The sequence below is a fragment of the Bacteroides neonati genome (assembly GCF_000499785.1).
Taxonomy (GTDB): domain Bacteria; phylum Bacteroidota; class Bacteroidia; order Bacteroidales; family Bacteroidaceae; genus Bacteroides; species Bacteroides neonati.
Window position 1 is genome coordinate 238668 of record NZ_HG726024.1, and the last position, 15185, is coordinate 253852.

Sequence of the window (15185 nt, forward strand, 5' to 3'; positions counted from 1 at the left end):
AGTACCTTTATGGTTTGTTTGGTAGCACTAATTTAGGTGAATCTTGTGACATAACCAAACCTTGAGGATGTTATTCATCCTCAAGTGTTTGGATTCTCTGAAAATAATATGACTGCGGATTTAAGGTTTAAGAGAAAAATTACGCAAACAGGTACGGTTAACTTAGGTGTAATCAAATTGGAACTTGATGCTGTGGCATTGGGCGACGTAACGATTACTTCTTCTATCGCGGTGGCACGCAAGACTCCTATTGCGGTATCATCAATCAATCCTGTGTTTATTGAAGAGAAACTGGGCACACAAGAGTTCCCCGAAGTACTGAAATCGACCCCGGGTATCTACGCTACTAAACAAGGTGGTGGATTTGGTGACTCTAAGGTAAACATTCGTGGTTTTAAGTCTGAAAACTCGGCTATGATGATCAACGGTGTACCGATGAATGATATGGAGTGGGGTGGCGTATACTGGTCTAACTGGGCCGGATTGAGCGACGTAACTTTCAGCATGCAGGTGCAACGCGGTTTGGGTGCCTCAAAAGTAGCAGCTCCTTCTGTGGGTGGCTCTATCAATATCGTAACAAACTCTATTGATGTAAATAAAGGTGGTTTCGTATCGTATGCTATGGGTAACGACGGAATGAATAAGATGCTTTTCAAAGTGTCTACCGGTGTAAGCAAATCGGGATGGGCGATGACTCTTTTAGGTGGAAAGACTTGGGGTGATGGCTATATTCAAGGTACTAACTTCGAGGGATACAATTGGTTTATCAATGTAACAAAACGTTTCAACGATAATCATCAACTGTCATTCACCGGTTTCGGTGCTCCCCAATGGCACAACCAACGCAATAGCAAAGATGGTCTTACTATCGAGGGATGGCAAGAGGTAGGCAAACGCTATATGAACGGCGAGAGCGCATACAAATTCAACCCTAGCTATGGCTTTGGTATCAACGGACAACGTAAGACATCAGCTCGCAACGTATATAACAAACCTCAACTTTCGTTGAACCACTTGTGGCAGATCAATGACAAATCTAGCTTGAGTACAGCACTCTACGCTTCGATTGGTCGTGGTTATGGATATAGCGGACAGGGTCTTACAAGTGCCGATCGTAACAACTGGTTTGGTAGCAACAACGGTCAGCTCAATATGGCTTTCCGTAAAGCAGACGGTACGTTTGCATACGATGAAGTCTACGGATTGAACGAACAAAGCGAAAATGGTTCGGCCATGGTGATGTCTAAATCAGTAAACTCGCACAACTGGTACGGTTTACTATCAACCTATACTACAAAGATTGGCGAGAATATCGATCTATATGGTGGTATCGACCTTCGTTATTATAAAGGTATACATACGAACGAAATTATTGACCTTTACGGTGGTGACTTCTTCGTTGACTCAAGCTCAAGAAAGAACGTATTGCTTTCTAATAACTCGGGTGCAGCAGCCGGCAGTGCCTTTGTAAACAAGAAATTGCAGGTAGGTGATGTAGTGTATCGCGATTATGATGGTTATGTAATGTCGGAAGGTGTATTTGGACAAGCTGAGTACAACAAAGACAAAATTAGTGCTTTCGTATCCGGATCGGTATCTAATACTGGCTACTGGCGTTATGACCGTTTCTACTACGATGCTGAGCATGCTAAGTCGGAAACAGTAAACTTCATTGGATGGAATGCCAAGGGTGGAGTAAACTATAACTTGACCGAAAACCACAACGTATTTGCCAACGTAGGCTATATCAGTCGTGCTCCTTTCTTCTCGGGAGGTGCTTTCCTTAATTCGACTGTAAGCAATGCAACCAACCCGGATGCAGTAAACGAAAAGATCTTCTCTTTCGAAGTGGGTTACGGCTATCGTTCTCGTTTCTTAAGTGTAAACTTGAATGCATACCACACTCGTTGGATGGATAAAACAATGGCTCGCTCGAACGATATTACTAATTTCTATGATGGAGATATCAACGCACCCTACAATCCTGCTTTGCTTTCGGCAACTAAGGCTGTTGTAAACATGCAGGGAGTAAGCGCATTGCACCAAGGTATCGAACTCGATTTTCTGGCTCAACCTTTCCGTTGGTTAGATGTAAACGGTATGTTCTCGATTGGTAACTGGCGTTGGGATAGCAACGCAACAGGTAGCTTCAGCGTAGAAGGACAGTTTGTTAATACTGCTGTAATCAAAGATGATGCCGGTAAAGACTTAACTGTACTTGTTAATGCTGCTGCTAATGGTTTACAACCGGGCGAAATGAAATTGAACCTCAAAGGTGTAAAAGTAGGTGGATCGGCTCAAACAACTGCTGCACTGGGTGCAACATTCAAAATCGATAGCTCACTTCGTTTGGGTATTGACTGGACACTGTTCAGCAACAACTACTCTGACTGGGCGTTGACTTCGAACGACTTGGTGATGAATAGCGAAAAAACATTTGTTACTCCATGGCGTATTCCTACTGCAAGCACAATTGACTTGAATGCCAGCTATAAGTTCAATATGGGTAAGATCAAAGCGATGATTTCAGGAAACATCAACAATGTATTCGATCAAGAATATATCACAGATGCGACTGATGGTGCAAACCACGACTGGAAAACAGCTTATGGCGTATTCTACGGATTCGGACGTACTTATAGTGTAAGATTAAAGTGTAATTTCTAAACCAACTAGTAAGTAAATTATGAAGAAAAAACTATTAATGCCTATAGCGGCTTTAGTGCTGTTGGCAGGTTGTGATTATAATGAAGAAAACTTCAAAGGGTTGGAGGAAATGACTCAGCCTACAAATGTTTTCAAGAAAGAGTATACCATGCTCAATGCAGATTATGCTGCTGTGGCTTCGAATAAGGCCAACGTTGCAATCGCAAAGGAAGCAGGTGTTTCGACCGATTTAAAGAATGTGGGTACTAATAATTATTTTACCTCTATTATTACTGCTGAACAGTATTTACCGGCATTTCTTGCTGATAAATACTATACCGCAGATGATGGTGCGGCTGTAAAAGTAACCTTTAACAAAAAGGTATCACTGCCCGAGTACGTGAATCAGCTTAACAAAACGACGATATTTACCTTGGCTGCTACCGATTATCAGGCAGCATGGGGTACGACAAGTTCTTTGAACTTCTTTACTCCTTCTAAGCCGGCTGCTAACTATGTGCCGGGTATCTTGGCTGCCAAAGTGGCAACTCCCGTATCGGGACAGATTGTATGTGCTTCATACAACGTGTCTGATGTGGAACCTGCTGCTATGACAGTTGCTTTCAAAGAAGATTTTGAAACTGGTACAACGGCTAACACTGAGTTGAGTTTGGCTAATTGGACCAACACAACCGTAACCGGTACATCCAAATGGGTGGCAAAATCTTATAGTGGTAATAAATATGCCCAGCAAACAGCATATCAGCATGCTGCCGGCGAATTGGACTCATACCTCATTTCCAAGGAAATATCGGTTGAAAAAGGTATGTTGCTTACATTCGATGCTCTTTATGCTAACTATGTAGCAACTGGTGGCTCTATCACCGTATTGGTGAGCACTAACTTGACAGATCCTACTACCGAAGCGGGTATCAATGCTGCTAAGTGGGATAATCTGACTTCTAAGTTTACCATTCCTACCTCTGCTACCGGCAGTGGTGATATGGTTAATGCAGGCTCTGCCGATTTAGCTTCTTATGTAGGTAAAAAGATTCGCATTGCATTCCGTTATCAAGGTAATGGTACTACGGCAGCTACTACTACGACTCGTATCGACAATGTAGCTATCAGTACTCCGGGAAAGAATAATTACCTGCTAGTTAATACCCTGTATTCGTATAGCGGAACAGCTTGGACTCCTTATACTACTGCCAATGTATTGATGCTTAGCCAAGCCGATTTCAATCTTATGGGTAGCAAATACGATAACTTTAGCTCTACATTCAACGCTGATAATTATCTGCCTGCATTCTTGAAACAGAAGTATCCATTTGCACAAGAAGGCGATGTGAAGGTTCCTGTTTATAAGTTCTACAACTCTACGAGCAAAGAAACTTCGATTCGTGCTGATGAGTATATCTTCACAAGCGGACAATTCGTGAAGAACGATGCTATCGAAACTGTAACCGATCAGTTCGTTCGCTCTGAAGGTGTGTGGAAGTTCGACCCAAGTGTTGTTATAACTTTGTCTACTTCAAAGGCTGATAAAGAAACTTCATTATTTTATCAAACTATTACCGATTGGGTAAAAGTGAATAAGGGAGCACAGTATGTAACAACTTATGGTAATAATGATTATTATTATGGTGGCTCTGCTTATAATAATAACTTCGACTTCCGTCCATCTGCATGGAAGGCTCAGACTCCTAGTGAGTATGGAAATAAGACTGATGCCGATTTGATTAAGTTGATGTTCGAGCGTTTGCCCGAAGCATTCACCCCTGCATTAGAGAAGCTTTACGCTGATGCTAAACCAGTAACCGGTGTTGAGGTAACTTATACAATTAACTTCTCCATCTATGATGGTTCGGCTACTACGCCTTATGTAATCAAGTATCTGGTTGTTGGTGATGCTAAATTCCAATACATCAAAGACTCATTGGTGAAGTTATAATAACAGCAATATAACTCCTTAAGAGTAATAAAGAAGAGACCTACTCGGAACCAAATCCGAGTAGGTCTCTTTCTTTATATATTATCCATTTACTTCCCCACCATATAGGAGATGTTCATGGAGTATTCATATCCTATTCTCTTGTTAGAAGCCTACAACCTCACCCTTATCACCACCGGATTATGATCACTATACACTAACTCGGGCGAGAAATAACTCACTCCTTCAACCTCATTAGAATAAAGTACATAATCGATTCTCAATAGATGTCTAAAGTAGCGATAGGTATACATATAACCATGTCCGCACTCTTTAAAACCATCCTTGAGCTGTTTACCTTTCACGGTATGATAGGTATAAGAGGATGGAAGAGAGTTAAAGTCGCCACACACCAATACAGGATAGGGGCTCTCATCGATGCACTGCTTTACTACATTGGCCTGTATGCTACGTTTTAGAAAGTTATGATATAGTTCATCGAGTAGATGAATACCCGCATACTTCACCTCTTCGTATTTCTCTTCTTCCGGTAGCTGTCTATGCAGTGCCTTCGCTAAGTGCAATTTATTGGCACTGGCTTGGGTTGTTTGCAGGTGGTTGTTGAATAAGCGAAAGGTTTTCCCTTTGATGTCGATGTTGCACCACAGACTGCTATTTCTGCTGTTGGGGTAGGTGATAAGCTCGCGTTCGGCGATGGGGAATTTGCTGAACACAGCCAGTCGAAGCAACGAAAGGCTGTCGGCTGCTTGAGGAATGTAGCTGTATGGCCATTCGCTCATAGCGGCTTTGATACTATCGGCGGTAAAGGTTGAATTGATGCCCAATTCTTGAAAACAGATGATATCGGCTTGTTGGCTTTTTAGGTAGGCAGCAATCTCTTTGCAGGTATGTCCCGAGGTCTCTTTGTTAAAGCTGTTTACGTTGTACGTTACGATGGTGGTTGTTCCTTCGATAGGTTCGGTGTGTGTCGTACCCGGTTGCCAGATACCGTTCAGGTAAAAAGCATTGCCTACTATGGCCAACAAGGGTAACCATACCCAGTAGCGCCAGCGGATAGTCCAGTAGATGGCTGCAGCAAGATTGATGAGCAGTAAAACCGGTAATGCTAACCCCAGAAAGGTAATCAGCATTGAGTTTTCGGGGGTAACGAATATGGCAAAAGCTCCTCCAAGAGCAAAGAGTGCCAAGAGAAGCGTTAGTGCGATAGAGAGATAATAACACAGGCGGGATACGGCTTTCTTTCCCATAATGATTTGCTTTACAGTTAAGGAGGTGATAAATTGGTTTTCGGTTATTTGCTGTTTATCTGTTTGCTTATTCCCTTCGGTTAAGCCATTTCAAAATAACCTCTTTGAGTTGATCGGCTGCGATAGGCTTGGATACGAATTCGTTGCAACCTGCGCTTGCGGCTGCCGACAAGTCACTCGGGTAAGCGTACGCGCTTTGTGCAATGATAGGTACTTCAGTTGATAGTTCACGGATGATCCGTGTTGTTTTCAGTCCATCGAGAATAGGCATACGGATATCCATTAAAATCAGATCGGGGTTCAGTGATTCGAATAAGGTAATGGCTTCCATACCATTCATGGCCCGCTCCAAGCGATAGCGTTTGCCCAGAATGGCCTTTAGCAGGTCATAGTTGCTATCGGTATCTTCGGCTATGAGAATGATGATCTCCTTATTCTCGTTGTTTTTTGGGGGAGTTGGTAACTGCATATTGAAAGGCCACTCAGTTGTTTCGGTATCGGTTTGCATTAGGTTATCAAACTCTTCCGAGTTGAGATCTTCATTACGGGCGGGCAATGTGAACACGAATGTGGTTCCCTTGCCCAGCTCTGTTTGCAGATATATTTCGCCTCCAAGACGTTCGATGATGGTTTTACAGATCGATAGCCCCAGTCCGGTGCCTTGTGCAAAGGTATTTCCTTTGATAAACCGCTCGAACACCTTGTCTACCTTGTCGGGAGCGATACCTATGCCGGTGTCCGACACATGAAAGTAAATCCACCCTCCCAATTTCTTGTAGCCATAGTTTACGCTTCCTTCTTCGGTGAATTTGAAGGCATTCCCGATTAGGTTTGAAATGACCTGAAATACGCGGCTCTTGTCCGTGTCTATGATTAGTTCTTCGTCCGAGGGGTCTAATATCAGTTTTACGTTTGGTGGACACCTGAATAGGTGTGCGTCGTATATTTCCTCGCACAAGCGATTCAGTTTCACCTGAGTGGTGGTGAACTCAACAATCCCCGATTCTATTTTCGACAGGTCGAGTATTTCATTGATGAGCGTAAGCAATCGTTCATTGTTGCTTTCTACAATTTCGTAGTACGTCTGTCGTTCCTGTGCATCTTCGCTTTCGGCTATGATGCGCGAGAACCCGACGATAGCATTGAGCGGTGTGCGTATCTCATGGCTCATATTGGCTAGGAAAGCTGATTTGAGTTTGTCTGATCGTTCGGCTTTCTCTTTTTCAACCATTAGCTCTCGTTTCATTAACTCCAGTTGGGTGATGTCCCATTCGATGTTGATGATCATGGGCGAGAAGTCATTGCTTTCGATCTTTATTTTCCTTTTATCCAGTATTCTGGGCATCCCGTTCTCATCTATCTCTTCGGTTACCTTGTGTAGCTCTTTTCCTGTTCGGGCCACTTCAATGTCTTCCTGCCGTTGGCTTTCGGCTATATCGGGTGGAAAGAAGTCGAAATCACTCTGGCCCATAATATGTTGGTCGCTCATGTGTGGGTTGTGTGCCGTCCGATTATAATACAAATAATGGAAGTCGTTGTTAATATCTTTCACTACAATATCGGCAGGCAAGTGCTGCATGGTGCTATCCATGATGCGGTTGAGCCGTTTTATTTGCGACTCGTAGCGCAGCCTGTCTGATATATCGTGTGAAAAGGCCCAGTAACTCACCACTCCCTCGTCGCTTGTTACATGGTAGATCATTCCTTCGAAGGCTAGTGCATTTTTGTTGTTTTTGAGCGGATGATAGGCAATAAAGGTGCTACTTTCACCCGGCTTAGCGTTTCTGTACCGACGTTTCCAGCTCTCCAGCGTGTTCATATCGCCCACCACTTCATAGATCTTTAGTGATTCGATCTCTACTTTTTCTGAGATGCGGTGGTTGATTCTGAACTGTCGGTTAGCGAATATTATTGTACCGTCTTCTTTGGCTGCAACTATGCTCTCTTTGGCATTGTTGATGGCATGAGTAAGCGTATTGATATCGTTGCGGCGGCGTTGTATGTCGGTCACGTTTTGTATGTAGCCTTCGATGGTAAAACTTCCGTCGGGCATCAATTCGTGTACATAAGCTTTCAAGCGGATATAGTATATCCTCTCGTCGTATTTGATACGATAGTCAAGGCAATCCTCTTTGTCATCGCTATCTTTCTTAGAACTAAGCCATTTAACGAAAGAGGCACGGTCTTCGGCTAATATCAACTTCGTATATTCGTCAAGCATGATGCTACGCACTTCGTTGTCGCAGAAAATACCTGTATGCCCCCAATAATAAAAAAGGTTGTCGTTTGTATTGTATTTCCATTGGCCTATTTGCGCTGCTCTCTGTATCTCGACCAACTCCCTGTTGACTCGTTCCAGTTGTAATTTCACATTGCTGCGTGCGGTAATGTCACGATATTGGCAAAGTACCATACCGTCATAGGGTGTCATGATGCACTTAAAGTAATAAGTCTGATCCTTCAAGTCTAGTCGGAAGTTCCGATTAGCTTTTTCTTGCTTCTCAACAACTTCCCGAAAGATGGGCAGTATCTTCTCCAGTGTACGCTTAGGCATGAAGTCGAATAGGTTCTTTCCTAGAAGCAATTCTTCTTGCAGAAACCACAACTCGCTGTGTGAGTTAATGTCTACACACATGCCATCGGGGCGTACCAAAATGAGCGTATCGGCTACCATCTGCAATATTCGTTGAGAGTTTTGCTCGTTATGTAAAATTCTGTTCATCGCTAAATAGCTTATGTATAATTAAATGCAATGCGACAAAGTTATAAAAAAAAGGTAAATAAGAATTGAATAAGTAAAGAAATATGCATTTTCTTTACGGATATTTATTTCCTTTGTTTGTTCTTTCCTTTGGCAGACTTTATGCCCTCCGGGCTCTTTCCCAAGCACCGTTTCCGTGTCTCTTGCGTAGATAATCAATGGCTTTGAGCACATTGACATTCATAAACAAGAAATAGTAAGGTACAAAAAAAAGTTTGTTTTTTAGTTGATGCGACGATAGATAATAGCCCCACAATCCCGCCAGATAGAACAGAACCTGCATCAGTAGCAACACACTATATAGCGTCACGATGCCCGGCGATGTTTCGACCGAAGTATATAACAATTTCAACAGGATTATGTTGAGTGGAAGCAGTGCAAACATCAGTATAGGAGTGAGTGACCACCGCAAAACACGGTGCGAGATGTATTGAAAACTCAATACTCCATAGCGCATCGGATTGAGCAGTGGCTTGAGTCGCCAGATCGATTGCAAGCCGCCGGCAGCAATACGTACTTTGCGCTTCTGTTCCTCACGCATATCGGCCGATCCGCTTTCGATGGCATACGCATCGCTGCAATAGGCGATGAGATACCCTTTCATGGCGATGCGCAGCGAGAGCACGAAATCGTCGAGCAGTGTGTCGCGTTCCATTTCCTCGAAGAGCTCTCTACGCACGGCAAACAGTTCACCTGCAGCTCCTACAGCGGAGTATAGGCGTGCGTCGAGTGCTTTGAGGGTCGATTCGTACCGCCAATAGAGCCCCTCGCCCCCAGCGGCTGCTCCGTTGCGTGTTTGTAGGGCAATGCGCTTTTCGCCTGCCACACAGCCCACTTTGGGGTTGTCGAAGGCGTGTACGATGCGGCTTACCGCCTCCTTGTTGAGCATCGTGTTGGCATCGGTAAACACCACGAGAGGTGTTTCGATGAGCTTCATACCGCGCGTCATGGCGGCTGTTTTGCCTTGCCGTTCGGGGGCGAAGAGCACTGTGGTCGTTCCTGCCCAGCGCGTGCGCAGGCGTTCGTTGGTATCGTCGGTAGTACCGTCGGTCACCCATACGATGTGTAGTTTCTCGTGCGGATAGTCCAGCGCAAGCGAGTTCTCCATCTTCGCATCAACCACCTCGGCTTCGTTGTAGGCGGTGATGAAGAGGGTGACGTCGGGTCGTTCGCCCTCCGTGGGGGTGGGGTGGGGCTTGGCAAAAGCCTCCTTGACTTTGACCAGTAAGTAGAGCAGTAGGCCGTAACCTATATACGTATAGAATACGATGAAGAGGGCGATCCAGAAGATCAGTTGAAGGGTGAAGTAAGGATGGTTCATGGCGCAGTGCGGTTAGTTGAGTAAGTTCGAGTCTTTATCTTCGTATGTTTCCTTTGGCGTGAATAGTCCGACAAATCCTTTTCCGGCTTTGACAATGCGCACCCACAGACTCTTCAGCAGTGAACCGTCGGCATTGAGCGTAGCGTTTCCGGTCAGCACTCGTACCCGTTTGCCAGTCAGAAACACCAGTCTACCGTATGGCTTCATGTTCAGAGCCAGTGATCCGTCCTCTCCTCGGCGTATGTCCGTGCGGAAGCCGAAGCGTCTGGCCAGTGCAGTGTCGAAGGCGAAGTTCATGCCACGCACGCAGAGTTCGGGACGCTTAACCGCCTGAAGCTTCAGGTGCAGGTCGCGCAAGGTTTCGTACACCCACAACCCCACACGCGAATGATGCTTGTCGGGCATGAAGCTCCACAGTCCGAATGTGCACACTACTCCCTTGCGGCTTAGCTCGCGCACATGCGTGGCGATGTAGTGGGGGGGATATACCGTATCGGCATCGACGCAGAGGTGATATCTTCCCCGTGCATGGTTCAGTCCGCATTGGCGGGCGTGTCCCGGTCCTTTTTGGATTTCGTTGTAGTAGGTTGCTCCCAAGGTTTGCAGCACCTCTTCGGTACGATCGGTCGACTGGTTGTTGACCACCAGAATCTCGATTGGAAAGTCGCATTCGTTGTCGCACAGCGACCACAGACAGCTTAGCAGGTGCTCCTCTTCGTTGTGGGCGATGATAACTACCGAGGCGATGATAGGATTCGGTTGCTGTCCCTGTTGTGCCTGTTGCTCAATCTCCTTCAACTGCTTCAGTTTGCTGCGCACCTCTTCGATGATCGAGGGCGAAACGCTGCCGATAGGCTGCTCATAAACGCGTATGTAATTGGTATACCAACTCATGGATGGTTCTGTTTAGTAGTTAATGATTCGAATAGTCGGGTCCATTGCGGCATCACCCATTCGGGCAGGTAGCGTCGTATGTTCATCCGCGCCCGTTTGCCCATTTGTTGCCTTGCCTCGTCGTTCTCAATCAGGTAGCAGATCGAAGTGGCTAGGTGTTCAGTGTCTCCGTCCGGCACCAGCAGTCCGTCTGCGGTATGCATGATAATGTCGCTGGGTCCGTGCGGGCAGTCAAACGAAATGCAGGGCACGCCGCATGACATGGCTTCCGCCAGCACCAGCCCAAACCCTTCGTAGCGCGAGCTCATTACGTAGAAATCGCTCTCCATGTACTTCTCGTAAATGCGGTTGGTGGGTGGATACAGTGTCACCTGCCTTTTGAGCCCGTACGAGCCGATGCGTTCTTCGAGCATGGCGCGGTCGCTTCCTTCGCCGTAGATAGCGAGCTTCCAGTCGCGATGCTTCTTGGCTACTCGCTTCCACGCTTCGATAAGCAGGTCGTAGCCCTTCTGATTCTCCAATCGGCCTACACTGATAACCTGTTTGTAGGTCTGTGTAGGATCTTTGACTCGTTGCGGAAAATGGGTCAGCATATTGGGTATCACCACTGCCTGCTTCACTTTGCGCCATGCCTGTGCATCGGCACGTGTCAGGGCAACGAAGGCGTCGCACCGCTTGATTCCGCGGTACAATTTCCAATCTGCCACTGTGGCTGCGAACTTCATCAGGGGGTTGTTCCGGTGGATGGCTCTCTTGCCGATAGCTCCTTTGGCCGAGTGGCTTTCGAGCACCCATTTGGCCTCCCCTTTGATGCTGCTGAGGATGCCAATCTCCATGGGCGAGTAGGTAGTGCTTACAATCACATCCGGTTCGATGCGTTGTAACTGCTTCTTCAATGCCCGCTTGAAGCGGCGCAACATTCCTATATAGAGGTAGCTTCGCTTCACGATTCCGTAGCGGTACTGGGTATAGAACTCTATCCCCAGATCGATGTGGCACACCGCCTGTGTCAACGGAAACACAATGGGATGCTGCCCCTGTTCGTAGGTAATCAGCGTTACTCCATAGCCCGGCAGCGAGGCGAGGTAGTTCATCTTTTCAATCAGAATACGCTCTACGCCACCTACGACGGTTAGTGAGCGAAATACATACACTATCTTCATAATCGTTGGCTTTTATCGGGTTGATAACCGGCGGAGTGTCGTTTTTGCGCTCCACGATAGCTGGAGCAGGCGTAGAAAGCCGGTCAGCAGCAGCGTGGCGATACCATACGGCAGCTTACTCCATAACAGATAGATAAGGTTACTTGTTCGATGACGATCGAGCTGCCACACTTCGCCTGCCGTGAGAGGATGGCGAAGCAGTTCGCGTATCTGCCGTGCGCCTGCCGGGGGCACGATCAGCTTGCGCCTATCTACCACGTACGAGGCGGCTTCGAAACTGTACTTCATCAGGTTGGTCACCATGTCGGCGGCGTAGGGTTGGTCTTTGAGTCCCTCGAAGCGTTGCTTGCCGTAGCTGCGTATGTAGACCTGTTCGTCGATCTCGCTCAGCGGAATCTGCTTGCGTGTGCCGTGTTGCGAAAGCGAGTCGGGGCGGATGATGTACGCGTAGGTATATTCGGGCAGTAGAACAAACGAGTCGACCTCGGGAAGGAGGTCGTACAGAAAAACAAAGTCCTCGCCAATGTGCAGGTTTTGGAAGCGTAGCTGCTTGTCGCGCACGAACGAGAGATCGTACAGGATGTTCCAGATGTAGAACCCCAGCACGTGGTGCAGCTCCCCAAAACGCAGTGCCGCCAATTTGCCCGGTTCGTGTGCCGAAAGGTGCGGCAGGGCGAATTCGCGTGTGACCTCACCCGTAGCGACATTAACCTGCCGGTGCGAGCCGATTGCCACCTGTGCACCTTCGTGCTCGATGGAGCGATAGAGCAGCTCGATGCAGTCGGGTGTTATCCGGTCATCACTGTCGAGAAAGAAGAGGTACTTGCCCGTAGCCTGTTCGATGGCGGTGTTGCGTGCCGCTGCCACACCGAGGTTGCGTGGATGTGCCACGATGCGGATGTCCTTGCCCCGTTCGTGGGTACCTTGCAGGGTGCGCACCAAGTCTACTCCAGCGTCCGTTCCGCAGTCGTCGATAAGCAGAAATTCGATCGACCCGAAGGTCTGTGCCAATGCCCCTTGCATGGTTTCTCCGATGTAAGCTTCGGCATTGTAGAGGGGGATGGCGATGGTTACTTCATACCTCATATCTATTGTCTTTGAGCGTTATATCTATTCTATTCGAGCATGTATTTGCTGCTCGTAGCGGCTGTCGGCAGGGTCTTTCACCCGATCTCCTCCGGCGGCTTCGTTCACAAACTTCCGTTCTATCTTCACCTTTCGTTTGGCGTTCATCCGCCACCATTCGTATTCAATGTCCACGTGTCCGGCATCGACCGCCTGATAGCCCGCCTTGAAGAGCTGGTACGATAGCACCGTAGCCGTAGGGCCGAGGGCGATGAGAAAGAGCACCCCCTTCTCCAGTTTCAAGGCTTGTGCCAGTATCTCGTCGTAGCGTTCGAAGGCATTGCGTGGGGGGCAGAGGATGCGGCGGATGCTGCGTGCCCCGTCAAAAAGGTCGTTGCCCACTCCTAGACGGCTTTGCGCTCCTTCGATAATCACCACGTCGCGGTCGTTCCAGATGCTGCGCATATCTTCGAACCATCGGCCCGAATCCTCTTTCGAGGCGAAATCCATGTAAGGCCTCGTCACGAAGGTATTGTAGTACCTCCGTCCCGGTGTCAGGTAGCGATCCCACCACGCGCCGTACAAGAAGAAGTGCGTGCGCCAGAAGCGGCGGCACTTGCGGTTGTAGCGGTACAGATTGGTAAACGTGTCCGAGAGGCACACCAGATGCCCTTCGTCGTGGCTCACGAGCACCTCGCGCAGCATGGCTGCCAGCCGGGGACTGCCCTGCTGAAAGCCGATGGCCTTGTCGGGGCTCGTCAGTAGCAGTTCGCCATCGCCAAAGCGGCTGATCGAGCACCCCTCTTGGGCGATGCGGCGTATCGTTTCATCGATCGATGCCACCTGCGGCACTACGCGTTGACGTTTGCCCAGCACGATGTACCAAAAATTATACCATTCAACGGTCGCATTGTAGCGTACCTTCTGTGCCATTCGGCGGATGATGTCTATCCTCATGGGTGAGTCTGATTTTTAGGGTTTGGAAAACGCACGGTCTATCACCTCCTGCATCTGTTGCTGCCACGACAAGCGTTGCTCGATAGTAGCGCGTATCCGCCCCGGATCGAGATCGATCGAGTGGTAAAAGCGCAACAACCTGCCGATGTCGAGCGGTGTTTCGTCGGGCGGTGCTTTGAGCACGTAGGGCATCTGCTCAAAGTCGCTGTCGGTTTCGGAGTATACGAACGGAATGCCCCGTGCCGCATACTCGCGGTTCTTGAGTGTTTTGATATGCTCGATACCGCTGCGGTGGCGCGCCAGACTGCCGATACCGATGTGCGAGTGCTCGAAGAGCGCATCGAGCGCACTGCCAAACAGCGCTTCCTGAAACACCACGCGTTCCTCCAACCCATGCTCGGCTACCAACTGTTTGTAGCCCTCCACCACCTGCGGCACGCCGTAGCCCACCACGTGCAGATACACCTCTTCGGTGTGCGGAGCCGCGTAATAGTCTATCAAACCCCGGATGGCGCGATCGAATCCGTGCCATGGGTGCATTGTTGCCACGGCAATGAGGTGCACCTCGTTGCCTGCCGGTGCACCGCTCGTTTTCTGCCTGATCTGCCCGAAGTCGATGCCGTTCGAGATGCGTATTGTGGGGCGGTTCCAAATTATCTCGTAGTCCGAGAAGGTCACGATGTAGTCCACATACCGTGCCAATTGCTTGCGAAAGCACTTGTCGACCAGTAAAATGCGCTGATACGGCGCGGGAAGTCCCTTGTATTCGCGGTCGTAGGGGTAGGTGGGTATCTCCATCACGATGCGCGCACCACTCTTGCGGAGCTTACGCAACAGGGCGATGGTCCACGGGTTGGCGTTGTGGTCGTAGCGGATGTAGACGAACCCGATCCGCTCTTCGTTCACGTACCGGGCGATGCAGCCCAGACCCGTACGCTTGCGTATCTTTCCGCCCAGTCCGTTGCCGTAGTCGCACAGCACCTTATCGTCGATCATGCGGCGTTTGTGGTTATGGTCGTCGTCGAGCCAACAGGTGTGTACCTCCATGCCGCACGCTTCGAGCGCGCTTACCTGGTAGCGTATCTTCTTGCTGATGCCGTTAAACTCCTCGAATCCGTGAAAGAGTAAGAACAATGCCTTCATTTCGTTATCTGTTTTGTTTTTTGTCACCGAATTG

Annotated in this window: 10 protein-coding genes; 2 read left to right on the plus strand and 8 right to left on the minus strand. The window is 48.1% G+C overall.

Translation table 11 applies throughout. The features are described 5' to 3' along the window. Nucleotides 1-108 precede the first annotated feature (108 nt). Complete coding sequence (locus tag TY03_RS16085) at nucleotides 109-2667, plus strand: TonB-dependent receptor (RefSeq protein ID WP_449374811.1); 2559 nt, start codon at nucleotides 109-111, stop codon at nucleotides 2665-2667. 19 nt (nucleotides 2668-2686) lie between these two features. After that, nucleotides 2687-4600: a choice-of-anchor J domain-containing protein gene (locus tag TY03_RS16090; protein ID WP_042371763.1), complete on the plus strand. Its 1914-nt coding sequence runs from the start codon at nucleotides 2687-2689 to the stop codon at nucleotides 4598-4600. A 152-nt stretch (nucleotides 4601-4752) separates the two neighbouring features. Here TY03_RS16090 and TY03_RS16095 read toward each other — a convergent pair whose 3' ends face one another. The 8 genes from TY03_RS16095 to TY03_RS16130 all read right to left on the minus strand — a co-directional run bounded on the left by TY03_RS16095 (nucleotide 4753) and on the right by TY03_RS16130 (nucleotide 15151). Beyond that, entirely contained in the window at nucleotides 4753-5847 is a 1095-nt protein-coding gene (locus TY03_RS16095; RefSeq protein WP_042371765.1) for an endonuclease/exonuclease/phosphatase family protein, read from the minus strand. A 67-nt stretch (nucleotides 5848-5914) separates the two neighbouring features. Beyond that, a complete protein-coding gene (locus TY03_RS16100) occupies nucleotides 5915-8569 on the minus strand; it encodes an ATP-binding protein (protein WP_042371767.1) in 2655 nt (884 codons plus the stop codon). Between the two features lie 139 nt (nucleotides 8570-8708). Further along, a complete protein-coding gene (locus TY03_RS16105; protein ID WP_042371770.1) occupies nucleotides 8709-9929 on the minus strand; it encodes a glycosyltransferase family 2 protein in 1221 nt (406 codons plus the stop codon). 12 nt (nucleotides 9930-9941) lie between these two features. After that, complete coding sequence (locus TY03_RS16110; RefSeq protein ID WP_042371772.1) at nucleotides 9942-10823, minus strand: glycosyltransferase family 2 protein; 882 nt, start codon at nucleotides 10821-10823, stop codon at nucleotides 9942-9944. After that, nucleotides 10820-11986: a glycosyltransferase family 4 protein gene (locus TY03_RS16115; protein WP_042371775.1), complete on the minus strand. Its 1167-nt coding sequence runs from the start codon at nucleotides 11984-11986 to the stop codon at nucleotides 10820-10822. The genes TY03_RS16110 and TY03_RS16115 overlap by 4 nt, the downstream gene beginning before the upstream one ends. Nucleotides 11987-11998: 12 nt before the next feature. Next, on the minus strand, nucleotides 11999-13072 hold the full coding sequence (locus TY03_RS21580; RefSeq protein ID WP_052332521.1) for a glycosyltransferase family 2 protein: 1074 nt from the start codon (nucleotides 13070-13072) through the stop codon (nucleotides 11999-12001). Nucleotides 13073-13096: 24 nt separating this feature from the next. Continuing rightward, nucleotides 13097-14008 (minus strand): SP_1767 family glycosyltransferase, encoded by a 912-nt coding sequence (locus TY03_RS16125; RefSeq protein WP_042371777.1) that lies wholly within the window; start codon nucleotides 14006-14008, stop codon nucleotides 13097-13099. Between the two features lie 15 nt (nucleotides 14009-14023). Beyond that, nucleotides 14024-15151 (minus strand): glycosyltransferase family protein, encoded by a 1128-nt coding sequence (locus TY03_RS16130; RefSeq protein WP_042371873.1) that lies wholly within the window; start codon nucleotides 15149-15151, stop codon nucleotides 14024-14026. Nucleotides 15152-15185 lie beyond the last annotated feature (34 nt).

Excerpts from the sequence above, each read along its gene's own strand:
- TY03_RS16090 (WP_042371763.1), top strand. The coding sequence starts at position 2,687 with ATGAAGAAAAAACTATTAATGCCTATAGCGGCTTTAGTGCTGTTGGCA.
- TY03_RS16085 (WP_449374811.1), top strand. The coding sequence starts at position 109 with ATGACTGCGGATTTAAGGTTTAAGAGAAAAATTACGCAAACAGGTACG.
- TY03_RS16115 (WP_042371775.1), bottom strand. The coding sequence starts at position 11,986 with ATGAAGATAGTGTATGTATTTCGCTCACTAACCGTCGTAGGTGGCGTA.
- TY03_RS16130 (WP_042371873.1), bottom strand. The coding sequence starts at position 15,151 with ATGAAGGCATTGTTCTTACTCTTTCACGGATTCGAGGAGTTTAACGGC.
- TY03_RS16105 (WP_042371770.1), bottom strand. The coding sequence starts at position 9,929 with ATGAACCATCCTTACTTCACCCTTCAACTGATCTTCTGGATCGCCCTC.
- TY03_RS16095 (WP_042371765.1), bottom strand. The coding sequence starts at position 5,847 with ATGGGAAAGAAAGCCGTATCCCGCCTGTGTTATTATCTCTCTATCGCA.
- TY03_RS16100 (WP_042371767.1), bottom strand. The coding sequence starts at position 8,569 with ATGAACAGAATTTTACATAACGAGCAAAACTCTCAACGAATATTGCAG.
- TY03_RS16125 (WP_042371777.1), bottom strand. The coding sequence starts at position 14,008 with ATGAGGATAGACATCATCCGCCGAATGGCACAGAAGGTACGCTACAAT.
- TY03_RS16110 (WP_042371772.1), bottom strand. The coding sequence starts at position 10,823 with ATGAGTTGGTATACCAATTACATACGCGTTTATGAGCAGCCTATCGGC.
- TY03_RS21580 (WP_052332521.1), bottom strand. The coding sequence starts at position 13,072 with ATGAGGTATGAAGTAACCATCGCCATCCCCCTCTACAATGCCGAAGCT.